The organism is Haloechinothrix aidingensis (genome assembly GCF_013450155.1).
Classification (GTDB): domain Bacteria; phylum Actinomycetota; class Actinomycetes; order Mycobacteriales; family Pseudonocardiaceae; genus Haloechinothrix; species Haloechinothrix aidingensis.
The window spans coordinates 306,193-328,198 of the sequence record NZ_JACCKD010000002.1 but is presented as its reverse complement, the minus strand read 5'-3'; the positions used below and the strand labels follow the sequence as shown (position 1 = coordinate 328,198).

The window sequence follows — 22,006 nt, the reverse complement described above, 5'->3', positions numbered from 1 at the left end:
CGGTCGTAGCACGCTGAGTATCCTCCGCCGCCCGCCGTAGGCGGCAGGGGCGGGCCCTGTCCGCGGGCGAGAAATGTAGTCCTGTGTGCCTTCGGGTGTTGTGTAACGACGGAGCTAGATGCGCGATAATTAATCGTAGCTAGCTATATACCTTTAGCCTGGCCAGGCCTTCTTGATCACGAAAGTCCGAATCGCGACGTGAACAGTCGCGGGGATGCCCCGTGATCACGCCAGGGAGGTGTCCATCTCATGGAAGTCAGGCAACACAGACGGACTGCCGGTAGGTCAGGCGTGGTCGCCCTCGCCACCTTCGCGGCGGTGACGCTCGTCGCCGGGACGGCCTCAGCCACCGGCGGGACCGTCACGGGCGACAAGTCACTCGGTGAGGATGCCATCGACTGCGGCGGAACCGTGCCGGTCACGGTGACGCTGGACGGCGAGGACGGCATTGCCGGCGAGCCGGCGGACTCCATGCTGACGCTGGACCGCTCCGGCAGTATGGATGGAGAGCCGCTCAGCGACCTCAAGTCGGCGTCCAAGCTCTTCGTCGACATCCTCGACGAGTCCACCGACGGCGACGAGAACGGCCAGATCGCGCACGGCAGCAGGGCGGGCGTGGTCAGTTTCGCGGACGATGCCACGGTCGACCAGACACTGACCTCGTTGACCGCGCCGGTCAAGACGGCGATCGACGGGCTTTCCGCGGGCGGGTTGACCAACCACAAGGCCGCGTTCGAGACCGCGCAGGCCGAGCTGGAAGCGGACGAGCCGGGCAACAACAAGTTCATGATCATGTTCACCGACGGGATGACCACCACCGGTGGTGACCCCGACTCCGCCGCCGATGCCGCCAAGGCGGCAGGCACCGAGATCTTCACCATCGGGCTGGGTGACGTGGACGAGAGCGCGCTCGAGGACTGGGCCAGCTCGCCGGATCACGTGTTCATCACCCCGGACTCCGACGATCTGGAGGAGATCTTCGCCGAGATCGGTGCGGCCATCGTTCAGCCCGCGGCCACCGATGTCGAGGTGGTCGACACGGTCTCCAGCGACTTCTCGATCAGCAACGTGGCGGTGTCCAAGGGCAGCGTGTCGCAGAGCGGCAACCAGCTCACCTGGACGATGGACGAGCTGCGTACCGAGACGGTGGAGCTGACCTTCGACGCCACCCACGACATCGCGGGTACCAACGGCACCCTCGAGGTGAACCCGACGGTGACCTACACCGATGCCGAGGGCAAGTCGGTCGACTTCGGTAACCCCACCGTGGACGTGAGTGGTTGTGAACCGGTCGCCACCTGCGAGGAGACGAACAACCCCTCGGGCGGCAACACGCCACCGGCGGACAACCAGGACGGCTTCTACGTTCTGGGCGCCGAGGACGAGGACGGATCCGACCTGCAGATCTTCCTCACCGACGACGAGAGCGGTGAAGTCTTCGGGCCGTACGAGGACGGCACCAAGATCAAGCTGGTGCAGGCTCCCGGAGCCGAGCCACGGGAGCGCGAGATGAACGGCGACGTCGACTACGAGATCCGCATCCAGGGTGACGCCGAGGTGCACGCGGTCGACGGCGCGGGCAACGAGTCCGACATCGTCCGCTGCGAGGTTCCGCCACCACCGGGATGAGCGGTACGGAAGCTGACCGCTGACGGTCAGTGAGACAGGCGGTGCGGGCGTCAATCGGGGCGCCCGCACCGTCGTGTCGCCGGTCGCGACGTGAGCGCGTCGCCGGGATTCGATTCCCGAATCCGCTCACGGATGTCGAACCAACGTTCGAACCCGTGTGTTCCGCGTGTCAACGAATCACTACCGTGCGTCGCACGGCGCATCACGCTTCGGTACATCAGGTCCTCGATGGCTTTCGTATGGCTGACCTGCGCGGATAATGGAAGCGGGGGAGGTTCTCATGTGGAGGTGGTGTTATGACTACCGAGAACACTCCTGGAAGCACCGTGCAGAGCACGACCGGCCAGATGGGCAAGCACCCCGACATCGTGGCCATGGGTGCGCGCTACGACCGCATGGCCGAGACCCCCACGGCACAGCTCACGGACGGGTTGACGATGCTCGCGGGCCTGTTCGTGGCCCTGTCGCCGTGGATCGTCGGGTTCACCCAGTTCGGCGGGCTCACGGTGAGCAACCTGGTCGTCGGGCTGGTCATCGCAGGACTCGGCGCGTGCTTCGCGCTGGCCTACGAGCGGAGCCACCGTCTGACGTGGGTATGCCCGCTGCTCGGGGCGTGGACGATCGTCTCGATATGGGCGATCACGGGCACCGAGTTCACCACGAGCATGGCGCTGAGCAACATCATCGGTGGCGGCGTCGTGGTGCTGCTCGGGCTGGCAGCGTTCGTTCCGTTCATCAGGGCGCGCCGGGAAAGCCGTTCCTGACGACACGGGCGCGTCATCACTAGTACCGCGTGGTCGGGGCGGCGACCGGACCCAGCGCGCGGCGCGGATCCGGTCGCCGCCCCGACCCTTCTGCGCCACGGCACGGCTGTGCGACAAACCGGCTGTCATAGCCACCACAATGTCTGTCACGTCGCTCGTCAAAAAACCGCAGGCCGGCGATGATGCCGACCTGCGGTTGGAGGGTGCGCCACCAGGGACTCGAACCCCGAACCCGCTGGTTAAGAGCCAGCTGCTCTACCGCTTGAGCTAATGGCGCGGATGTGTCTCACTGTGTCCCCTGCCCAGCGCGACGAAAAGTACTCTAGCACGCTCCGTCGCCGGGCCCGGAAGGCGGCCCCCGGTCGGTGTCGGCTGCCGGACCCGGCTCAGACAAGGAGGAAGAACGTGCCAGTCACTCTTCGGTTACGGCACTGCTCCATCCGATGCATCTTGATGTGACGCAGTCCATTCGGGCGAACCATCGGGCACACTGATGCGTGAAATAGGGGAATGATGTGTCGACAGGGCCCGCGCTGTCGATGCGGCGAACGTGGCGGAAAGGGGGCCGTGAGTGCGAACGAGAGGGAACCCGCTGGGTTGGGGGGCGTTGCTGATCACGACAGCCCTGCTGGTCGCCGGGTGCGGTGGCGCGTCCGATGACGCTCAGGACGAGGACCCCGCGGAACCCGCGGGTACCAAGGACGCCGAGGTCGCCGAGTCGCTCTCGCTCACGTTCACCCCTGAGGACGAGGCGACGGGCGTGGTGCCCGCCGAGCCGATGACGGTCGAGGCCGAGCACGGCAGCCTCACCGAGGTGAGCCTCGTCGGCACGCACGGTTCGGTGGTCGACGGTGCCATGAACGACGACGAGACGGCCTGGACCACCGCTGAGCCGTTGGGGTTCGGCAAGACCTACGTGTTCGAGGTCAGCGGCGTCGGAGCGGACGGCGAGACCGTCGAGGAGACCTCCCGGTTCACGACCGCGACGCCGCAGCGGCGGGCGTCGGTGCGGATGAACGTGCCCGACGGCGCCACCGTCGGCGTGGGGATGCCGATCTCGTTCCAGTTCGACACCGCCATCACCGACAGGGAGGCCGTCGAGGATGCGATCAGCATCACGTCCACGCCCGAGACGGACGGGGCGTTTCGCTGGTTCAACGACTCGTGGGTGGTCTGGCGTCCCGAGGACTACTGGGAGCCGGGTACCAAGGTCGACGTCGACGCCGAGATCTACGGCAAGGACCTCGGAGGCGGGGTGTTCGGTAGCCGGGACCGTTCGGCCAGCATGACCATCGGTGACAAGGTCATCGCTCGTGTCGACGGGTCGAGTCACGAGATGACGGTCTCGGTCGACGGTGACACTACCCGGACGATCCCGGTCTCGTTGGGCAAGCCGTCGTCACCCACCCCGAACGGGATCTACACGGTGATGAGCGAGCACTACGACTACACCATGGATTCCAGCACGTACGGCGTGCCGTCGGACGCGCCCGACGGGTACGAGATCACCGTGAGTCACGCCACCCGGATGTCGTACAGCGGTATCTTCTATCACGCGGCGCCGTGGTCGGTCGGCGACCAGGGAAACAGGAACGTCAGTCACGGATGCATCAACATGTCCACCCGGAATGCCGAGTGGATGATGAACAGCTCCAAGCCGGGCGACCTGATCGAGGTCGTCAACGCCGGTGACAGCGAGCTGGAACCCACCGACGGCTGGAGCGTCTGGCAGATGTCCTGGGAGGAGTGGACGTCCGGCGACCAGGGCGCGTGACCGGCAGGCTCCCGTGGAGCCTGCCCCGGGAGCGATCCTGTGCGCATGCCGTGCACACGACGATGTCCCCGATGCGGAGTGAGCATCGGGGACATCGCTTCGTCGTGGGGTGAGTGACGGGACTTGAACCCGCGGCCCCCTGGACCACAACCAGGTGCTCTACCGACTGAGCTACACCCACCGCGACCGGCACCCGCGCGGCACCGGCTGGAATATCGTAGCGTGCGGCCGCGCGCCGTCACGCACCGGCCCCTCCGGTTCCAGGTTACCGGCCCGATCCAGCGCCGTCCTGGTCCAGCAGCTCGGCGGCGATCGTCTGGGCCTGCTCGTGTGTCGGGCCCGGCTGCTCGGCGAAGGCCGTGCGCCGGTAGTAGGCGAGCTCGCTGATGGACTCCTGGATATCGGCGAGCGCTCGATGGGCCAGCCCCTTCTCCGGCTTCGCGTAGTAGACCCTCGGGTACCAGCGCCGTACCAGCTCCTTCACCGAGGAGACATCGACGATCCGGTAGTGCAGGTGCGCGTCGAGCTCCGGCATGTCGCGAGCGATGAACCCGCGGTCGGTCGCTACCGAGTTGCCTGCCAGCGGGGTCGTCCCCGGCTCGGGCACGTAGCTGCGCACGTAGTCGAGCACGAGGCGCTCGGCCTCGGCGACGGTCACGGTCGAGTGGCGGACCTGCTCGGTCAGGCCTGACTCGGCGTGCATCGTGCGCACCACGTCCGGCATGTTCGCCAGCGCCGACTCGTCGGCGTGGATCACCACGTCCACGCCGTCCCCGAGGACGTTGAGCTCGCCGTCGGTGACCAGGGCCGCGATTTCGATCAGGGCGTCTTTGGCGAGATCCAGTCCGGTCATCTCGCAGTCGATCCATACAAGGCGATCAGTCACACGTTCAGCCTATCCGCTCGCCGGGTGGTTCGTGCGGTGCCGCACCCCGCCGTCCGGGGTGTGCCGGGACACGGCGCGGTAGGCAGGGCAGTGGTGCGTGCCATCCCGCGGACGTGGCGCGTTCCCGGCGAACGGTGGCCGTCACACCTCTGTTCCCGCGCTGTGGGGCGGCGCAGAATGTAGGCATGACCCGAGGACAGCAGCCGGGCACGTCGCTGCTGGGCTGGCTCGCGGCCGCGGTGCGGTGCTACGGACCTCGCGTGGTGCATGCCGTGCGGGAGTTCGCCTACGGGATCGACACCTGGAGCGCGGTCACGCACGGGATCGCTCCGGCCGCGCGAGGGCGCGAACACGACAGCAGCGCATCCGGTGAGGGGGCCGACCTCACCGGCTGAGCGTGCCTGCCACGAACTGCGCGAGGCCGGTGTAGTCCTGCACGATGTCGGTGAAGCCGCGCTCCAGGAGAAGGTCGCCGACCTCGCCGCGTTCGAACATGCGCAGCCCGGACAGTCTCCCGGCGAGTTCGTCGAGTATCCGGGCAGGTAGGCGCGGCCGCAACGCGCTGGTGAGCAGGACGATGCGCCCGCCTGGTTTGAGGACGCCGGTGAACGCGTCGAGCGCGCGACGAGGATCGGCGAACATGTGCAGTGCCGCGAAACAGCACAGTCCGTCCATGGTCGACTCGGCGAAGGGTGGCGTCATCGCGTCGGCGCGGACATAGGCCACCGGGTCGCGCGGTGCGGTACGGGCGACAGCGCGATCCAGCATCGGTCGTGAGGCGTCCAGCCCGACGGCGAGGCCGTCGCTGCCGACGGCCGTACCGAACGAGCGGGTGAACCGGCCGGTGCCGCACGCGACGTCGAGCACGGTCGCTCCGGGCGCGAGCCCGAGCCGGTCGATCGCGAGTGCGACCTCGCCGGACATGCTGGGGCCGCGCGGCCCCTTCAGTACGCGGCCGAGGGCGGGACGCCAGTAGTCCTCGTAGATCGAGGTGACCAGCTCGTTGCGCATCAGGTGCTGGGCGATGCCGCTCGGCGGCTCCGCCTGCCCGGATGTGCCGAGCAGGTCGAGGTAGCCCGCCGACCAGTCCGGCGCGGTCGGTCGCGTGGCGAGCAGGCGGGCCGCGCGCGATGCGGGTTCGTTCGGTGGTTGCTGTGTCACGGCCCCGATTCTCGTGCGCGATGCGCGTCATCGCCACCGCCGTCCCAGCTCGCGCGGTAACGGCGGCCAGTGCAGGCGAGAATCGTTCGCCAGTGCGCGGGCCACCGAACTCCACTGCTGTGGCGTGAGCCGGCGTGCGGGGCTCGACGGGTCGACCCCCGCCGCACGCAAGACACGGTGCGGTGTAAGACCCGGTGCGGCAGCACGCACCACTGCGCGGGCGGGCTCGGCCGGCGCGGAGTACGCCGTAAGCAGCAGCACGCGCAGGGCGCGAGCGCGGTTTCCCGTGATCTCGGTATTCCGCCGTGCGACCAGCTGCGCCGACCACACGGCCGGTGATGGTGAGAACGACCGGGGCGGGATCCGACGGCGGAGCTCGATGGTGAACCTGGCGTTCCACCACGCGAGTTCGGCGGAGCGTGGCACCGGCTCGGTCAGGCGTTTGGCGAATCCCCACTCGACGAGCAGGGAGGCGCATCGCAGTGCCGTCGGTGCCGAGCCGAACAGGAGGCGACACGTCATGCTGGATATGCCGTACGGAATGCTGGCCACCACGACGAACGGGGTGCGGGGCAGGCGATACCGGCCGATGTCCGTGCCGATCACGCTGACGCGTCGCTCGCAGCCGAACCGACGGCGAAGTCGGCGGAGAAGCTCGGGGTCGCGCTCGACGGCCAGTACGCGGGCGCCGGTGGCGGCCAGGTGAGTCGTGATCGCACCGGCGCCCGCGCCCAGCTCAACGACCGTGTCGGAGCAGCCGACCGCGCAGCTGCGTACGAGCTGACGTGCGATGGCGGAGTTGATGAGGAAGTGCGCTCCGGAATCGTTCGTGGAACGCGCTGAAACAGATGTGGACCGTCGAGAAGACATGGATGTGCCGCTCCAACGTCGATGTGATCGCGTGAAGACGCGAGATGAACCGGTTCAGGTCACATCGCAGCGGCGAAACGGACGGGTTGTGCACGCCTGAGTAGCCGGCGATCGCCGGCTACGGGTGCGACCCCGTCGTGTGGCTGCTCGACGCTCGAGCAGAACGTGCCGAGAGTGCCGCTGCGCTCAGTCGCGCAGCGTGCGGGGCCGGAGGAAGGCCCAGTTGCCCATGGTCGAAGCGGTCATGCGTCCAGCGTACGTACCGGAGCAACAGAATTTCCGGTGGGTGCCACGTGCTCTTGCGCATCCAAACTCAGATACCTACAGTATCTGACATCGGGAACCGCGAGGTAGACACGTCTACCGGATCGTGAGGGTGTTATGCCGGACCATGAGGTCGTGATCGTCGGTGCGGGGTTCTCCGGGATCGGTGCCGCGATCAGGTTGATCGACGCGGGGATCACCGATTTCATCATCCTGGAGGGTGAGGACGACATCGGCGGTACCTGGCGGGACAACACCTACCCGGGTGTGGCAGTCGACATCCCGCTCATCTACTCCTTCGCGTTCGCACAGAACGCGCACGCCACACGCTTCTTCCCGCCGGGAGGCGAGATCAAGGACTACGCCGACCGGTGCGTCGAGCACTACGGACTCCGGGACTACATCCGCTTCGGGCGCCATGTGCGGCAGGCGGAGTTCGACGAAGCCCGTCACCAGTGGACGGTCGATGTCGAGGGGGAGACGCCGATCACGACGCGTTTCCTCGTCAGCGCGACCGGTATCTTCACCGAACCGCGTCCACCGGGCATCGCCGGTGTGGAGGAGTTCGGTGGGCACACGATCCACACGGCAGCATGGGATCACGAGCACGACCTCACGGGGGACCGCGTCGCGGTGATCGGCACAGGGGCATCGGCCCTGCAAGTCATCCCCGAGATCGCGCGGAAAGTGCGGGAACTGCACGTTTACCAGCGAACGCCCATCTGGGTTCTGCCTAAAGTGGATTTCACCATCCCGGCCTCCGTGCGCAAGCTGTTCGCCAGGGTGCCCGCCACCCAGAAGCTCGTACGCATGGTCACCAACGCGTTGATCGAGACGTTCTTCGTGACCGCTGCGGTGCACTACCAGCGCGTGCCGTTGCTCGTGCGCATCGCCGAGGCCACCGGGAGGCGGCACCTGAGAAGGCAGGTACGCGACCCCGAGCTACGGGACAAGCTGCAGCCGCGCTACGGGTTCGGTTGCAAGCGGCCCTCGATGTCCAACAGCTACCTGCGGACGTTCGAGAAGCCCGGTGTGGAGCTGGTGACCGAACCGATCGAACGTGTCACGCCGACCGGCATCCGCACCGCTGACGGTACGCATCGCGAGATCGACACGCTCGTGCTCGCGACCGGCTTCCGGACCAGCGAGCGGGGTAACATCCCGACCTTCCCGGTCTACGGGCAGGACGGGGTGGAGCTCGGCGAGTTCTGGCAGACCAACCGGCTGCAGGCATATGAGGGGATCTCGGTGCCGAACATGCCGAACTTCTGGTTGATGTTCGGCCCGTACGCATTCTCCGGCGCGTCCTACTTCACGCTCATCGACGCGGCCAGCAGCCACCTCGTGCGCTGCGTCAAGGAAAGCAGACGTCGGGAAGCCACCTTCATGGCCGTGCGGCAAGAGGCGCATGACCGGTACTTCTCCCGCATGCTGCACCGCGTCAGCCGCAGTATCTTCACCAACGGCTGCGCCGGATCAAACAGCTACTACTTCGACGAACGTGGTGACACGCCGCTGTTGCGCCCCAACAGCACCATCGAGTCGTGGCTGCGCTCGCGCACGTTCGACCTCGACGACTACACCTACGCCACGCTCGAACGGGCATCCGTGGACGCGTAGTACATCAGGGCAGCGGTCGTAGTCGGACCGCTCAGAACGGTGGGTCGCCGGGTGGGTCGGTGCCGCTGGGTTCGGGTTGTGTGGCTGGTGGGTGTTGTTGTGTGGTGTAGCGGCGTCCGGTGGGGGTGGTGATGGTGCTGGTGCCGTTGGTGGGGTTGTGGTGGAGGGTCCAGTGGGGGTGGTCTTTCATGCGGTGGTGCCATCGGCATTTGGCGCCGCCGTTGGCCTCGGCGGTGCTGCCGTTCTGGCCGCGTCCCCATCCGTGGAGGTGGTCGTAGTCGCTGTGCTGGGCGGGCCGGTGGCAGCCGGGTGTGGTGCATTCGGCGTCGCGCACGGCCACCAGGTCGCGGATGGCGGTGGTGGGCCGGTAGCGCCGACGGCCGACGTCGAGGACGGCGCCGCTGGCGGGGTCGGTGAGCACCTTGCGCCACACACTCTGCTGGCTACCCATGATCTGGCGGGCGATGGGTGCGGGCAGCGGCCCGTACCCGGAGAGTTCGCACCCGGTGTCGCTGATACCGAGGGCGGTGTCGACGGGCATGTGCAGGAACACCGTCGCCGCCGCCTCCGGGGCGGCCACGTCGGGATCCTGCCCCAGCAGCAGGGTGGCGTGGACATCGGCCCGCAACTGGTCCAGGGTGCGCTCATCACCCCGGTGGCGCTGCTTGCGGGCCATCGCGTCGATCCGCGCGTAGGCCGAGGCCGCCACCTCGGCAGGTAGGTCCGCCGCCAGGGTGGACAGGCCGTCCTCCCCGGGTAGGAGTTCCACCTTGCGCCCCGCCCGTGCCTGGCGGGCACGCTCCGCCTGCCCCTCCGGGTCGGCCTGTTCGACGAGCCTGCGCGCGGCCCGGGCCAGGTTGGCCGGATTCGTGGGACTCACCCGGCCGGCCTCAAGCTTGCCGGCCAGCTGGTCGTCCACCTGGCGGGCCTGCTGGTCGTCGAGCAGGTCGGTCGCCTCGACCACCCGCCCGGCCGCAGCCCCCTCGATCTGCCCGGCCTCCATCGCCGCCAGCACCCGCGGCATCCGCTGCGTGAGCTGACGGGACCGGTGCAGCCGCAACGCCGCCGTATGCCGGGACACCCGCAGTTCGAGCGCGGCCTCATCCGCCACATACCGATCCTGCCCCCGCAACTGGTCCAGTCGGGCCAGGGCGTGCGCCTCGATCGCGTCGGTATGCGCCCGGATCCGCCGTGCCGCGGCCAGCGTCTCGATCACCTGCTCGGCACTCAGCTCGGCGACCTGCTGCCCGGTGAAGGTGCGGCACCGGATCTCGGCCTGCTCCTCCGGTGTGAACGCGACCGCAGGCGCCTGCCCGGCCGGGACGAACATCACCCCGGCCGGACCAACCACCTGCACGAACTCCGACACACCACAATGATATCGCACACACGTTCGACCACCCCGCAACGACACGCCGACCACACACAAGCACCCGAACCCTCCACAACCCGGGCAGCGACGGCAGCACCGTCGTGCTGGGTCCCCGCGCCGAAGCCGGGCCCGGTCCGGGTGCCGCACCGGGTGTGTGATGATCTGGGTTCGTGCCAAGCGAAGCCGAACAGTGGTGGGAGCGGGTCTTCGGTACTGCCCCCGAGCCGCACATCGTCGTGCCACTGGTAACCGTCACCGTCGCGCTCATCCTGGTGTTCTCCGGCGGGCTGTGGCGGTTGTTCCGCCGGATCGTCACGATGGTGCACGAGGCAGGGCACGCGCTGGTCGCCGTGCTGGCCGGTCGCCGCCTGCAAGGGATCCGCCTGCATTCGGACACCTCCGGGGTGACGGTTTCGCGGGGCAGGGCGACCGGTACGGGCATGGTGCTCACGACCCTCGCCGGTTACCCGGCCCCGGCGCTGCTCGGGGTGCTCTTCGGTGCGTTGGTGATCACTGACCTCGTGGTGGTGGTGCTCGGCCTGTCGGCCCTGCTCACGCTCGGGGTGCTGGTGATGGTGCGAAACCTCTACGGCGTGTTCACCGTGCTCGCCGTCGCGGCGGTCCTCGGCGGTGTCGCGTTCTACGCGGGACCGGAGATCCAGGCGTCGTTCGTGTACCTGATCACGTGGTTCCTGCTGCTCGGGTCGGTGCGCCCGATCCTGGAGATGCAGGCCAAGCGGCGCAGGGGAGCGGCGCGTGACTCCGACGCCGACCAGCTGGCGCGGTTGACCGGAGTGCCAGCGGCACTGTGGGTGAGCGTGCTGCTGGTGTTCGCGCTCGGATGCGTAGCGTTGGGGGGTTACCTGATGCTGGAGCCTGCCGTCAGCGCGATCGACGCCGGCTCCTGATAGCGCCCGCCTGGGATCGGGAGCCGGGGCGGAATACGGCACACTGGCATATGGGGGCGCACGAGAGAACGACTATCGGAGGACGGATCACGTGGTCGACGAAGTAGCCAAGGCCGTCGAGGAGTGCGGTGCGGCCGCCAAGCGAGCGGCCCCGTCGCTGGCTGCCGCGAGTGAGGAAGCGATCGATACGGCGCTGACGGTCATGGCCGACCGGCTGGGCAGCGAACGTGACACCGTGCTGGCAGCCAACGCCGACGACGTCGCTAAGGCGCGCGAGGACGGCATGAGCGCCGGGCTGCTCGACAGGCTCACGATCACCGAGGAGCGGCTGTCCGGGATGGCCGAGCAGCTGCGGCTGCTAGCGGGAACGGCTCACCCGCAGCGCACGGTCCCGATCTCCAGCCTGGACGGCGGGCTGCGGCTGGTCGAGCGGCGCAGGCCGGTCGGGGTGATCGGGGCGAACTACGAGGCGCGCCCCAACGTCACCGTGGATATCGCCTCCCAGCTGATCAAGTCCCGTAACGCAGGCGTGCTCCGCACCGGATCGGCCGCGCTCGGTTCGGCGCAGCGCCTGCTCGAGCAGGTGATCGCTCCGGCGCTCGCGGAGGTCGGCATCGACAGGGACGCGATCCAGCTGGTGCCCCGCGCCGAGCGGGAGGCCGCCGGAGCGCTGGTCAGCCTGCCGAACCTGGTGCCGCTGGTGATCCTGCGGGGCAGCGGGGAGACGACCCGTTCGCTCGCGCGGACCGCGGCAGCGAACGACGTGCGGACGCTGGCCCATGCGGACGGGGGCGGTGTGCTGTATGTGCATGCCGAGGCCGACCTGGAGAAGGTGCGCTCCCTGATGTTCACGAGCCTGGACCGGCTCGGCGTGTGCAACCGGCTGAACCTCCTGCTGATCGATACGGCCGTGTACGAGGAGGCGTGGCCGGTGGTGGCGGGTGCGCTCGACGAGATCGGCGTGCGCCCGTCGCTGCCGCCGCACCAGCACCCCCTCGGGTACGAGTGGGCCCTGGATGACGAGCGGGAGGCGACGGTGACCGTGGCCGAGGTCTCCGGGGTCGCCGAGGCGGCTTCCGTCGCCAACGAGGAGACCTCCGGGCTGGCCGCGGGCATCGCCACCGAGGACGAGGCCGCCGCCGAGACGTTCTTCGACGCCTACACCGGTACCGGCGTGTTCTGGAACGCACCCACCAGGCTGCTGGACGGCTTCAAGCTGCTCGGGGTGCCCGAGACCGGCATCAACCTGGACAGGGTTCCCGGACCCCGGGGGCCGGTCACCTACACCGACCTGTGCGTCCGCCAGTACGCGGTGCTGCCCGACAAATCGTGACCTGGTGTTTCATCGTACTGGCCCGGGACCTACCCAGATGGGTGGGTTGAGGGCCAGACGTATGTCTACAGCAGATCCAGATCAATGCTCCAGGTTGGCAATCTTCTTCTTGTACCTTCGTCGGGCATCGTCTCGCGTCTCTTCTGTGGTTCGCTCCGGAAGGTCGGTGATTCGAGAGAAGTCGACGTCCGGGTATCGAGATTCGAGTAGTGCACGCAGACTCTGCCTACCCTCGATGGATGAAGGTAGTCGTTTGTCCTGGTTGCAGAACAAGTGTGTAAGCCGCACATTGTCACGTGTGTCGGTGCCGCCGAGGGCGACGTCTTTGATGTGATCGAGACTCGCCGTACGGGGGTCGGGCGCGTTGTACTGGCGCTCCACCGGCTCTCCGCATAGTGCGCAGGTCCAGTGGTCACGTTCAGCGATCTCGTCAAACGTGCAATCATCCTGAGGTCCGTTAGCCCGGATACGTTCACGCCGACGGCGATCTTGTTTGCGCTTGACCGCACGGGACCGTTCCGAGGTCTTCGGTTCGGGAAACGGGTTCACGTCGCTGGGCGCTGGCTCCGGGAAGAACTGATGCGTTTCGTCCATCGGTCGGTTCCTCCGATGTCAACTACAGGCGGCGCGATGCTGTAGGGGTGACTGTACTACCCAGCGACAGATCTTCGGGGATCCGCTGATCGGGGGCCACACTTCTGTCTGGGGTCAGCTGAGCTGGCTACCGTCGTGACTGGGGTAGCCCAATCGGCGGTTGCGTAACGTCACCCTTGTACGGTTCGGTACGTCATGGCCAGTGTCCGTACGAGCGCGTGGGGTTGTGATGGGCGGTGTGCCACGTCCAACTCCGTGCTTCCTTGATCAGATGGAGCCATGCGGCGCACCCGATGGGCGGAAACGCTGGCGAAATCACAATCATGACCGGTACTACACGTGGGATGATGTACATGGGCACATCGAAGTGTTCAACAAACGAGGAAGACACATCGGTGCACTCGACGCCGTCACCGGTGAACTCATCGGTGACGCTGTGCCAGGGAGGAGGATCGATGTCTGACGGCGGAACGTTCCTCGATGCCTGCCTGTATGGCCTCGCTCGCGTCGATGACGTTGACGAGTGGGTAGACCACTGGCACAACACAGGTGGCGCTCCTTATGGTGAGCCAATTGGCTTGGCGGAGTACCTGGGGCTGGAACCGGATGAGTACGCTCAGTGGGTACAGCACGACGAGACTCTCAGCGACATTGTCGTAGCACGCGCGCTTCAGCACCGTGAGCGGACAACCCGTTACATTGGCGATCCCACCAGTGAGCCCGTGTACTTCAGCGACAATCCGCTTGTCAGTCGCTGATGGCGTCACCTCTCGATGTGAAGCTCATCCTGTGTGACCATGCCGTAACCGACTCATCCAGCAAGGTTCACATGCTAGGGGCTGGTTGGGATGTGACAAGCACTCCAACAAAACCCCATGGTGTCGCTGTGCTGTTGAAGGTCCCGTGGGACCGCGCCAATCAGCAGATTCCACTCACGCTCGACTTGATCGACGCTGATGGTAACCCTGCTAACACTGGAAGTAGCGATCCGATACGGGTTGAGGGCGAGGTCGAAGTCGGCCGCCCACCTGGTATGGCTCCCGGATCCATGATCCCGGCAGCGTTCACGGTCAATGTGGGCCCCTTGAAGCTTGCGCCCGGCCGTTATGACTGGCGCTTAACAATAGGTGATGAACACCATCACGCCGAGTTCCAAGTAGTCGACAAATCGGGACGATCGCCGCGTTAATCCGTATGTCGCTGACGTCATAGGTGCGCGGCTGGCCCGTGGGGGTCGAGATGAGCTGGCTGCGGTCCTGGCTCGAACGTGACTAGCTCTTGCAGTCGTCGCGCAGTGCTGGGTGCTCGATGCCCCATCGTTCGAGGGCTGCGGCGATGAAGTCGCCGCCCATGCGGTTGGCTTCGGCGACGTTGCCGCCCTCGTGACGCCGGTCGGGTAGCTCGTCAGGCTGCTCGACGACCCGGTGTTGCTCGGCGGCCGGGTGCGTCCAGTGGCCGCCACACCCGCGCGGACACGGCCATTCGATGGTCCGCAGCACCCCATCGGGGTAGGGCTGTTGCCATGACATTGTGCCCGTGTCTCCGCACAGGTCGCACGGCTCACCGTCGCTTCGGTACGTCGCCAAGTCCGCCACAGTTGCTACACGCAGTCTTGCCGGAGGGGTCCTTGCCGCGGTCGAGCCCCGAGCCCAGGCACTTGGGGCACGTCTCCATGTTCGTGTTCATCGTTGCACCTTTGGGTGTGGGTGGGAACCCGGACGGTGCATGGTCGGGGGTGGCATGCACCGCCCGGGAGATCAGGGGCGGCGTACGACGCGGGAGGTGCCGTCCGGCTCGGTCTCGACCACCGTGCCGTCCGCCTCGCGGATCGTCTCCCGACCCGCATAGTCGACCAGCACGCTCGCGCGGGGGACGTACTCACCGCGTGTCCGGGTGCACTCGGGGCACCTGGCGGTCTCACAGTCGGGGGTCCAGTGCACGGGATCGGTGTGGCCCATGCAGACGCACTCGACCGGTTCAGCGCTCACAGCCCGCCCCGATCCAGCTCGTACCCGTCGCGGGTGGCCACCACGCGCGGCCGCATGTCGTGCGGATCGCGCTGCCATCCCCGGGGGATCAGCCATCCCTGCAGGCGACCCCATGGTGGCAGTGTCAGCAGTGGCGGCAGGGTTGCGATCAGCGCGAACCATATCCAGAACATGGCGCCCTCCCCGGTAGGATGAGAATAGCCGTTGCGGACGTTGCTTGTGTTGTTCGTATAGTGTCAACATTAGCAACACACGTCCGCAATTCCCCTATCAGGCGATAGTGTGTGACGCCGTGTAATGCCATATGCTGTGTTGCATGCCCAGCAACACCCGTACTCCCAAGGCACGCGCGCTCGGATCTGCCCTGCGCGAGGCCCGCGAGAGCCGCGAGATCAGCCTGCGCGGGCTTGCCGTTCAGCTCGGCAAAGACCCCGGCATGTTGTCGCGGTGGGAGACCGGTGAGCGCATCCCGAAGCCTACTGACGTGGCGCAGATCTTGACGTTGCTCGGTGTCAACGGCGATCAGTACGACGAGATCGTCGAGATGACTAGCGGTACGGACGCGTCGCAATGGCTGGCGGTCAGCCTGCCAGAGCAACGGCAACAACTCGCCGCGCTACTCGACCTCGAGAGCACAGCCACCGCGATTACCGACGTATCGCCGTTGCTGGTTCCGGGCATCCTGCAGGTCAGTAGCTATGTCCGAGCGATTATGACGGCTGGCGGTGTGCCGGCGGACGAGGTCGCTACGCGTGTTGCAGTGCGCATCGGACGCCGGGATGCCATCACCCGTGCGGATCCCGCTCGCGTGCTGGCGCTCATCGGTGAGGCAGCGCTGCGGCAGATCATCGGTAACCGCGCGATCATGGTGGAGCAGCTCAATTACCTGCGCGAGATGGCGGAGCTCCCCAATGTCGATGTGCGCGTCATTCCGTTGGCCAGCGGGTGGCATCCAGGGCTGGAAGGACCATTCACGCTGATCGATACGTCGGAGTCGTCGGTCGTGCAGATCGAGAACCGCAGGTCGGGGCTATTTCTGCACGAGGACGAGGACGTCGACATCTATCGGCAGGGTGTGGATACGGTACTGCAGGTGGCGATGAGCCCCGAGGGCAGCAGGGGGCTCATCACCGAGGTCGCCAATGAGATGGAGACGACATCATGACGATAGCCGACAGCGGCCGCAGGTGGCGCAAGCCGAGTCGGAGCCAGAACACGAGCAACTGCGTCGAGCTCGCCCTCGATCCTGCTCGCGCGCGGGTGCGCGACACCAAAGACCGCGACGGCGGCACCCTCGACGTGCCGTTCAGCGCGTGGTCCGCGTTCACCGAGCAGCTCAGGCAGGCCTGAACCTGACAGCGTCAGAATCAGCTTTCGAGCCTGTTACCTGAACGGCGCCCCTGGGCCGTCGAGGACCGGGGGCGCCGTTCAGTGTGCGGTACCCGGGTGTCAGAAGGAACGGCCAATAATGCCGAGGCGCAGCGCAGGTATCATTGCTTCCGCCACTCGCCGCACCGATTCGTTTCGAACGCAGCGTCCGAGTCTTGGATCGTCACCACGGTCGGGCCACTTGAATTGCCGTTGGTGATCAAGTCGCCGAAATCGCCGGATGTGCCCGACAGGCGCGCCCAGTAGCAATCACGGCCCTCGGCATTGCCGCGATAGGTGCCAGCCTCTATATCCTCCCCGACGACCCATACGCCGTCGCCCGGGACCGTGCCCTCCTCGATCTCCAGCTCGGCCTCCTCGATCTTCTCCGCGCGCTCATCCAGGTCGTGGCTCCGAGATTCCACTTCGGACTCCAGTTCGTCGAGGGAATTCGCGCGCTCGTCGAGCTTGTCCGCACGTTCGTCGAGTTCTGCTAGCCGGTTTTGCACCGCAGGTGCGTCATCGGCGAGAGGCTCGGGCTCTGATCCTGCGGCTCCGATCGCGATGCCGAACAGGAACGCCCCGATGATGCCGACGATCCACGGCCACCGCCGCTGTAATCTCCGTGTGGACGAGTCGGATTGCTGTGCGTCCTGGGGTTGGATCCAGGGATTGGTCATGCTATGTCCTCCTTGGGGTCTATATGTGTCGTCAATGATCTGATAGGTGTTACATACGTTCTGTCCGATACCGCATGCGGACGGTGAAGGTGGTTGTAGAACGAGGCGTAACGCACCGAGACCGGGACTGGACGGCGAGCACGACACTCTGGCGACTCGCAACCCGTCACGCCGAGCCGCAGCGTGCTCTCGCGGTGCGGCGAGTCGAGTGGCTCCGTGGACGTGAGACTGGTGATCAGGGACGCGACGGGAACGGCTACGGCGTCGGTGCTGTGCTACGTCAGAGTGGGCTCGGCGGTCTACACGGTGGGTGGGACGCGAGACGACGCACAGTGTAGGAGGGCGGTCGTGGCATTGCGACGCTGCTGTAGCTGGCTCGACGGGCCCGGTGTCGCTCCAACTTGAGAGCGAATCACGTCCGCTCGCGGAACGTGCGGTGGATCCCGGTGCGCCGCTCGCGGATCGTGAACGGGCCTGGCCGTCACGGCCGCGTGCCGGAGGCCCGTTCGAGCGTGATCAGTTTGAGCCTGCTGTACCCGCGCACCGAGATGGTGCGCCTGGTGCGCAGCTCGTAGGTGGCCTCCCCGGACAGCGCCTCGGCGAGCCCGCTGTCGACGAGTACGCTGCCGGGGCGCGCCACCGAGGTCAGCCGGGCGGCCAGGTTCACGACAGAGCCGTAGACATCGCCGAACCGGTCCAGCACCCGGCCGTAGGCGAGGCCGGTCCGCAGCTCGGGCAGTGCGGAGTCGCGCCTGCCGTACTCGTTGAGCCGGAGCGCGATCTCCGCGCCGTCGGTCGGCTCGTCGACCACGAACAGCACCTCGTCGCCGATCATCTTCACGATGCGGCCCTGCCGTTCCGCGATCACATCGCTCGCGAGTCCCTCGAACCGGTCCAGGACCTCGCTGAGCTCGCTGTCGTCGACGCGCCTGGACAGCCGGGTGTAGCCGACCATGTCGACGAACCCCACCACCTCGCTGCCCGCCCACCGGCCCTCGTCCGGGGCCGCGAGGGCGCGGCCCGCGTAGGCAGCCAGGTGACGCCGCCACACGTGGGTCTGCAACGTCTCCAGCACCGGCACGATCGCCTCGATGGTCTCGGCGATCGCGTTCTCGTCGGAGAACAGCTCGGGACGCTCGTTGAACCAGCTCCAGAACAGGGACACCTGCCACTCGGCGAGCCGCGACAGGTGGTGGCCGAGCGCCCGAGCCACAGAGGACTGCGCCTCCCGGTTGATCACACCCAGCTCGGTGAGCCCCTCGCCGAGCCGGAGTGCCTCGACATCGCCGTCGGTGAACACGACGTCGTCGTCCGCCGTGGTGGCGAACCCCAGCGCGTTCCACAGCCTGCGGGACTGCTCCTGCGGCACGTCGGCGGACGCGGCCACCTCGTGCTGGGTGTACCTGCGCTCCCCGCCGAGCAGCGCACGCTCGACCCGGCGCCGCATCTCCGCCTGCTCGGAACCGGGTTCCGGCTCGTCAGGCACGTCGGGTGGCACCTCGGCTACGCGGCCGTCCGTGCCGGTCAGGTGGTATGCACGATGAGCACATCGACGCTCGACTTGCGCGCCACCTCGGCGGGCACCGATCCGAGGATGCGGCCGGCGAGGGTGTTCAATCCCCGGTTCCCGACCACGAGGAGGTCGGCTGAGTGCTGCTTGAGCACGTCCAGCAGGGACTTGATGGGCTCACCGCGAACCGGAACCATCTCGATATCGCTGGCACCCTGCTGCACGGCGCGGTCACGAGCGGACTGCAGGGTGTCGTCAGCGGGCGCGGAGCCAACGACCTGGTAGGCCTCGTCTCCCAGCACGTCCTGCGCGCGCTCGACATCCTCCTGGCTGGTCGGGTAGTACGCGCAGGCGATGACGAGCTTGGCGCCCGCTTCCTTGGCGACGGCTGCGGCACGATCAACGGCTCCGAAGGAAGTCTTCGAACCGTCGGTTCCGACCACGATGGTCTGGTAGGCGCCCATTGGCAACTCCTGCTAGATCGGTGTTCGTGTCCTCGAGTGGGCTTGACCGCGTACACGACACTAGCGGTCGGAACCCGGCTGTGCAGAGCAACGAGCGAACGCCGCGCCGGTTTCGTGTCGGTCGTTACGAAGACTCGCTTCCCTTGCCGTCAACGTTGTGCGCGTGCGTAGTAGATGACGGGTCGTCCGAGGCAGGCTCGTCGCTGTCCGGCGCGGGTTCGTCCTGGGGCCACAGATCCTCGTAGCCGTGCCCCTCCGGCTCCGCGGACGCCTCGTGCTGGCCGTTCTGGTTGCCGATCAGGCCGGGCGCCTCGCCGAGCAGGGTGTCGGCCTCACTGATCGCCGAGCGGGCGGAACGTATCTGCTCGGCAAGGCGGGAGCGTAGCTCGCGCAGTGCCTCGACCCGTTCGGCCGCCCGGTTGATGCGCTTGTTGGCGAGGTCGGTGGCCTCCGTCAGCCGCCGGTCCGCCTCGGCCGTCGCCTCGTTGAGTATCGCCTCGGCCTCGGTCTTGGCCTCCTGCTTGCGGCGGTTGGCCTCCTCGACGGACTCCTGGTGGCGACGCTGCGCCTCGGCCTTGCTCTCCTCCTGCTCCCGAGCGATCTGCTCGCGGGTCGCCTCGGCCTCGGCCTTGGCCTCGCGGATCCTGCGGTCGGCCTCCTCCTTGCTGGCCGCCTCCTGCTCGGCCAGCTCGTGCATCGCCTCGGCACGGCGGGTGGCCATCGCCACCTCGAAGTCCTCCTCGACCTTCGTCCGGCGCTCCTCCGCCTCGAGGTCGAGCTGGAGCCGCTCCTCCTTTGCCTGGTTGATGATGGAGTCGGCCTCCTCCCGTGCCCGCTCCATCACCTCCCTGTGCTCGGTCTCCAGTTCCTGCCTGCGCGCATCGAGCTCGGCGAGCAGCTCGTCGTACCGCGTGCGCATGGCACTCGCGTCCGCCTCGGCCTTGGCACGGATATGCCCGGCCTCGGCCTCGGCACGTGCCTTGGTCTCGGAGGCCTCGTCCTGGGCGAGCCGCAGCATCCGCTGCAGCCGCTCGGAGAGCCCCTCCATGGTCGTCGGCGGCACGGACAGCCGCTCGACCTGTCCGCGTAGGTCCTCGATCTCGTTGCGGCTGTCCTCGAGCTGCTGCGCGAGATCGCTCGCCTGCGCGATGGCGGCGTCCCGATCGGAGGTCAGCATCTTCAGATCGGCGTCGAGGCGCTCGAGGTGTTCGTCCACCTGTCCGCGGTCGTAGCCGCGCTTCGCGACGTCGAAGCCGGCTCCCAGCGGGACTAGCTCCCGTTCCTCGCCAAGACTCATGGGGACACGTTACCTCGCCGTCCCCGATCGTGGTGCGTTCGGTGCGCGATCCGTGGCAGCCCGTAGGTGCTCGATTCGGTGGCTACTGACCGCGGAACCGGTTGATCGCCTCGGCGTACCTGGCACGCTTGTCGGTATCGCGGACGCCGAGGCCCTCGTCCTCGGCGAGGCACAGCACGCCGACCTTGCCCTGATGGGCGTTGCGGTGCACATCCAGGGCGGCCTGCCCGGTCTCGTCCAGCGGGTAGGTCCTGGACAGCGTGGGGTGGATCAAACCCTTGTCGATCAACCGGTTGGCCTCCCAGGACTCGCGGTAGTTCGCGAAGTGCGACCCGATGATGCGCTTGAGGTTCATCCAGAGGTACCGGTTGTCGTACTGGTGGGTGTAGCCCGACGTCGAGGCGCAGGTGACGATGGTGCCGCCCTTGCGTGCCGCGTAGACACTGGCGCCGAACGTCTCCCTGCCGGGGTGCTCGAACACGATGTCTGGGTCCTCCCCGCCGGTGAGCTCCCGGATCTTCGCGCCGAACCGCTGCCACTCCTTCGGGTCCTGGTTGTGCTCGTCGGACCAGAACCGGTATCCCTCCGCGTTGCGGTCGATGATCAGTTCGGCGCCCATGGAGCGGCAGATCTCGGCCTTGGCCTCGTTGGAGACGACACACACCGGGATGGCGCCACCGTTGATGGCGTACTGGGTGGCGTACGACCCCAGGCCGCCGGAGGCGCCCCAGATCAGCACCACGTCGCCCTGCTTCATGTCGGCGCCGTTACGGGAGACGAGCTGCCGGTAGGCCGTGGAGTTCACCAGACCGGGCGAGGCCGCTTCCTCCCAGGTCAGATGCGCAGGCTTGGGCATCAGCTGGTTCGACTTGACCAGCGAGACCTCGGCGAGCCCGCCGAAGTTCGTCTCGAAGCCCCAGATGCGCTGCTCGGAGTCCAGCATCGTGTCGTTGTGCCCCTCCGGGCCTTCGAGCTCCACGTTCAAGCAGTGCGCGACGACCTCGTCGCCGGGCTTCCAGTTGTGCACCCCTGGCCCGGTACGCACCACAACACCGGACAGGTCGGAGCCCACAACGTGATACGGCAGGTCGTGCCGCGCGGCCAGCGGGGAGAGCTTGCCGTACTTGCGCAGGAACTTGAAGGTGGGGATCGGCTCGAAGATCGACGTCCAGACGGTGTTGTAGTTGATGGCACTGGCCATCACGGCGATCAGCGCCTCACCGGGACCGAGCTCCGGGGTGGGCACCTCGTCGACGTGCAGCGACTTGCGCGGGTCCTTCTCCTGGCTCGGTATGCCGTCGAACAGGTCCACGTCGTCGGCATGCACCGTGACACCACGAAAGGTCTGCGGCACGGGGAGCGAGGCGATCGCGTCCAGGTTGTCCGTGCTGATGGCCTGCGTGATCTCGTTCAGCGCGTGCTCTGCCATGGTGCCTCCGTGCTCGTGCCGTGTCGTGCTGATCCGGCGATTCAACCACAGCGCGGGGACCGCAAGCTACTGATGAGTAGTCGAGGGGCGCTGAA

At 67.1% G+C, this 22,006-nt stretch carries 25 protein-coding genes and 2 tRNA genes; 12 read left to right on the top strand and 15 right to left on the bottom strand.

Annotated elements, in window-relative coordinates:
• Nucleotides 1-249: 249 nt before the first annotated feature.
• Nucleotides 250-1,629 (top strand): vWA domain-containing protein, encoded by a 1,380-nt coding sequence (locus H0B56_RS06045; RefSeq protein WP_180891943.1) that lies wholly within the window; start codon nt 250-252, stop codon nt 1,627-1,629.
• A 296-nt stretch (nt 1,630-1,925) separates the two neighbouring features.
• Entirely contained in the window at nt 1,926-2,393 is a 468-nt protein-coding gene (locus H0B56_RS06040; protein ID WP_180891942.1) for an SPW repeat protein, read from the top strand.
• Nucleotides 2,394-2,597: 204 nt separating this feature from the next.
• Here H0B56_RS06040 and H0B56_RS06035 read toward each other — a convergent pair.
• Nucleotides 2,598-2,670 (bottom strand) — tRNA-Lys (locus tag H0B56_RS06035).
• 294 nt (nt 2,671-2,964) lie between these two features.
• Between H0B56_RS06035 and H0B56_RS06030 the strand changes: the two genes are divergently transcribed.
• On the top strand, nt 2,965-4,167 hold the full coding sequence (locus H0B56_RS06030) for an Ig-like domain-containing protein (RefSeq protein ID WP_180891941.1): 1,203 nt from the start codon (nt 2,965-2,967) through the stop codon (nt 4,165-4,167).
• A gap of 105 nt (nt 4,168-4,272) precedes the next feature.
• Here H0B56_RS06030 and H0B56_RS06025 read toward each other — a convergent pair.
• Nucleotides 4,273-4,348, bottom strand: a tRNA-His gene (locus H0B56_RS06025).
• Nucleotides 4,349-4,432: 84 nt separating this feature from the next.
• The gene (orn, locus tag H0B56_RS06020) at nt 4,433-5,053 is read right to left on the bottom strand and encodes an oligoribonuclease (RefSeq protein ID WP_180891940.1); all 621 of its coding nucleotides are present in this window, start codon (nt 5,051-5,053) and stop codon (nt 4,433-4,435) included.
• A gap of 185 nt (nt 5,054-5,238) precedes the next feature.
• On the opposite strand from orn, the gene H0B56_RS06015 reads away from it, so the two are divergent.
• The gene (locus H0B56_RS06015; protein ID WP_180891939.1) at nt 5,239-5,448 is read left to right on the top strand and encodes a hypothetical protein; all 210 of its coding nucleotides are present in this window, start codon (nt 5,239-5,241) and stop codon (nt 5,446-5,448) included.
• On the opposite strand, the gene H0B56_RS06010 is transcribed toward H0B56_RS06015, so the two are convergent.
• Together H0B56_RS06010 and H0B56_RS06005 are read right to left on the bottom strand one after the other, a co-directional pair.
• Entirely contained in the window at nt 5,438-6,214 is a 777-nt protein-coding gene (locus H0B56_RS06010; RefSeq protein ID WP_343063775.1) for a class I SAM-dependent methyltransferase, read from the bottom strand. The genes H0B56_RS06015 and H0B56_RS06010 overlap by 11 nt on opposite strands.
• Before the next feature lie 27 nt (nt 6,215-6,241).
• Nucleotides 6,242-7,084 (bottom strand): ribosomal RNA small subunit methyltransferase A, encoded by an 843-nt coding sequence (locus H0B56_RS06005; protein ID WP_180891938.1) that lies wholly within the window; start codon nt 7,082-7,084, stop codon nt 6,242-6,244.
• Between the two features lie 381 nt (nt 7,085-7,465).
• Between H0B56_RS06005 and H0B56_RS06000 the strand changes: the two genes are divergently transcribed.
• The gene (locus H0B56_RS06000; protein ID WP_180891937.1) at nt 7,466-8,968 is read left to right on the top strand and encodes a flavin-containing monooxygenase; all 1,503 of its coding nucleotides are present in this window, start codon (nt 7,466-7,468) and stop codon (nt 8,966-8,968) included.
• A gap of 31 nt (nt 8,969-8,999) precedes the next feature.
• Here H0B56_RS06000 and H0B56_RS05995 read toward each other — a convergent pair whose 3' ends face one another.
• Nucleotides 9,000-10,337 (bottom strand): DUF222 domain-containing protein, encoded by a 1,338-nt coding sequence (locus tag H0B56_RS05995; protein ID WP_180891936.1) that lies wholly within the window; start codon nt 10,335-10,337, stop codon nt 9,000-9,002.
• A 173-nt stretch (nt 10,338-10,510) separates the two neighbouring features.
• On the opposite strand from H0B56_RS05995, the gene H0B56_RS05990 reads away from it, so the two are divergent.
• Both H0B56_RS05990 and H0B56_RS05985 read left to right on the top strand, forming a co-directional pair.
• Nucleotides 10,511-11,248 carry a M50 family metallopeptidase gene (locus H0B56_RS05990; protein ID WP_180891935.1) on the top strand — a complete coding sequence of 246 codons (738 nt, stop codon included), beginning with the start codon at nt 10,511-10,513 and terminating at the stop codon, nt 11,246-11,248.
• Nucleotides 11,249-11,339: 91 nt separating this feature from the next.
• Entirely contained in the window at nt 11,340-12,581 is a 1,242-nt protein-coding gene (locus H0B56_RS05985) for an aldehyde dehydrogenase family protein (RefSeq protein ID WP_180891934.1), read from the top strand.
• A gap of 81 nt (nt 12,582-12,662) precedes the next feature.
• Here the strand turns inward: H0B56_RS05985 and H0B56_RS05980 are convergent, their stop codons facing one another.
• Entirely contained in the window at nt 12,663-13,175 is a 513-nt protein-coding gene (locus H0B56_RS05980) for an HNH endonuclease (protein WP_180891933.1), read from the bottom strand.
• A gap of 229 nt (nt 13,176-13,404) precedes the next feature.
• Here H0B56_RS05980 and H0B56_RS23595 point away from each other — a divergent pair, with 229 nt between their 5' ends.
• The 3 genes from H0B56_RS23595 to H0B56_RS23590 are packed head-to-tail and all read left to right on the top strand — an operon-like array spanning nt 13,405 to nt 14,364.
• On the top strand, nt 13,405-13,638 hold the full coding sequence (locus H0B56_RS23595) for a colicin E3/pyocin S6 family cytotoxin (RefSeq protein ID WP_180891932.1): 234 nt from the start codon (nt 13,405-13,407) through the stop codon (nt 13,636-13,638).
• The gene (locus H0B56_RS05970; RefSeq protein WP_180891931.1) at nt 13,631-13,933 is read left to right on the top strand and encodes a hypothetical protein; all 303 of its coding nucleotides are present in this window, start codon (nt 13,631-13,633) and stop codon (nt 13,931-13,933) included. Before H0B56_RS23595 ends, H0B56_RS05970 begins: the two co-directional genes overlap by 8 nt.
• Nucleotides 13,933-14,364 (top strand): DUF6941 family protein, encoded by a 432-nt coding sequence (locus H0B56_RS23590; RefSeq protein WP_425484494.1) that lies wholly within the window; start codon nt 13,933-13,935, stop codon nt 14,362-14,364. Before H0B56_RS05970 ends, H0B56_RS23590 begins: the two co-directional genes overlap by 1 nt.
• An 82-nt stretch (nt 14,365-14,446) precedes the next feature.
• Here H0B56_RS23590 and H0B56_RS05965 read toward each other — a convergent pair whose 3' ends face one another.
• From H0B56_RS05965 to H0B56_RS05955, 3 genes are all read right to left on the bottom strand, one after another.
• Nucleotides 14,447-14,704 (bottom strand): hypothetical protein, encoded by a 258-nt coding sequence (locus H0B56_RS05965; protein ID WP_343063774.1) that lies wholly within the window; start codon nt 14,702-14,704, stop codon nt 14,447-14,449.
• A gap of 228 nt (nt 14,705-14,932) precedes the next feature.
• The gene (locus tag H0B56_RS05960; RefSeq protein ID WP_180891930.1) at nt 14,933-15,163 is read right to left on the bottom strand and encodes a hypothetical protein; all 231 of its coding nucleotides are present in this window, start codon (nt 15,161-15,163) and stop codon (nt 14,933-14,935) included.
• Complete coding sequence (locus H0B56_RS05955; protein WP_180891929.1) at nt 15,160-15,336, bottom strand: hypothetical protein; 177 nt, start codon at nt 15,334-15,336, stop codon at nt 15,160-15,162. Before H0B56_RS05955 ends, H0B56_RS05960 begins: the two co-directional genes overlap by 4 nt.
• A 143-nt stretch (nt 15,337-15,479) precedes the next feature.
• On the opposite strand from H0B56_RS05955, the gene H0B56_RS05950 reads away from it, so the two are divergent.
• Nucleotides 15,480-16,328: a helix-turn-helix domain-containing protein gene (locus H0B56_RS05950; RefSeq protein ID WP_180891928.1), complete on the top strand. Its 849-nt coding sequence runs from the start codon at nt 15,480-15,482 to the stop codon at nt 16,326-16,328.
• A complete protein-coding gene (locus tag H0B56_RS05945) occupies nt 16,325-16,513 on the top strand; it encodes a DUF397 domain-containing protein (RefSeq protein WP_180891927.1) in 189 nt (62 codons plus the stop codon). Before H0B56_RS05950 ends, H0B56_RS05945 begins: the two co-directional genes overlap by 4 nt.
• Before the next feature lie 140 nt (nt 16,514-16,653).
• Here the strand turns inward: H0B56_RS05945 and H0B56_RS05940 are convergent, their stop codons facing one another.
• From H0B56_RS05940 to ccrA, 5 genes are all read right to left on the bottom strand, one after another.
• Nucleotides 16,654-17,211 carry an Rv1352/Rv1906c domain-containing protein gene (locus H0B56_RS05940; RefSeq protein WP_180891926.1) on the bottom strand — a complete coding sequence of 186 codons (558 nt, stop codon included), beginning with the start codon at nt 17,209-17,211 and terminating at the stop codon, nt 16,654-16,656.
• A gap of 481 nt (nt 17,212-17,692) precedes the next feature.
• Nucleotides 17,693-18,697: an adenylate/guanylate cyclase domain-containing protein gene (locus H0B56_RS05935; RefSeq protein ID WP_343063773.1), complete on the bottom strand. Its 1,005-nt coding sequence runs from the start codon at nt 18,695-18,697 to the stop codon at nt 17,693-17,695.
• A gap of 38 nt (nt 18,698-18,735) precedes the next feature.
• Nucleotides 18,736-19,185: a universal stress protein gene (locus tag H0B56_RS05930; RefSeq protein ID WP_180891925.1), complete on the bottom strand. Its 450-nt coding sequence runs from the start codon at nt 19,183-19,185 to the stop codon at nt 18,736-18,738.
• A 124-nt stretch (nt 19,186-19,309) separates the two neighbouring features.
• Nucleotides 19,310-20,482: a DivIVA domain-containing protein gene (locus H0B56_RS05925; RefSeq protein ID WP_180891924.1), complete on the bottom strand. Its 1,173-nt coding sequence runs from the start codon at nt 20,480-20,482 to the stop codon at nt 19,310-19,312.
• 82 nt (nt 20,483-20,564) lie between these two features.
• The gene (gene ccrA / locus H0B56_RS05920; protein ID WP_180891923.1) at nt 20,565-21,911 is read right to left on the bottom strand and encodes a crotonyl-CoA carboxylase/reductase; all 1,347 of its coding nucleotides are present in this window, start codon (nt 21,909-21,911) and stop codon (nt 20,565-20,567) included.
• Nucleotides 21,912-22,006 lie beyond the last annotated feature (95 nt).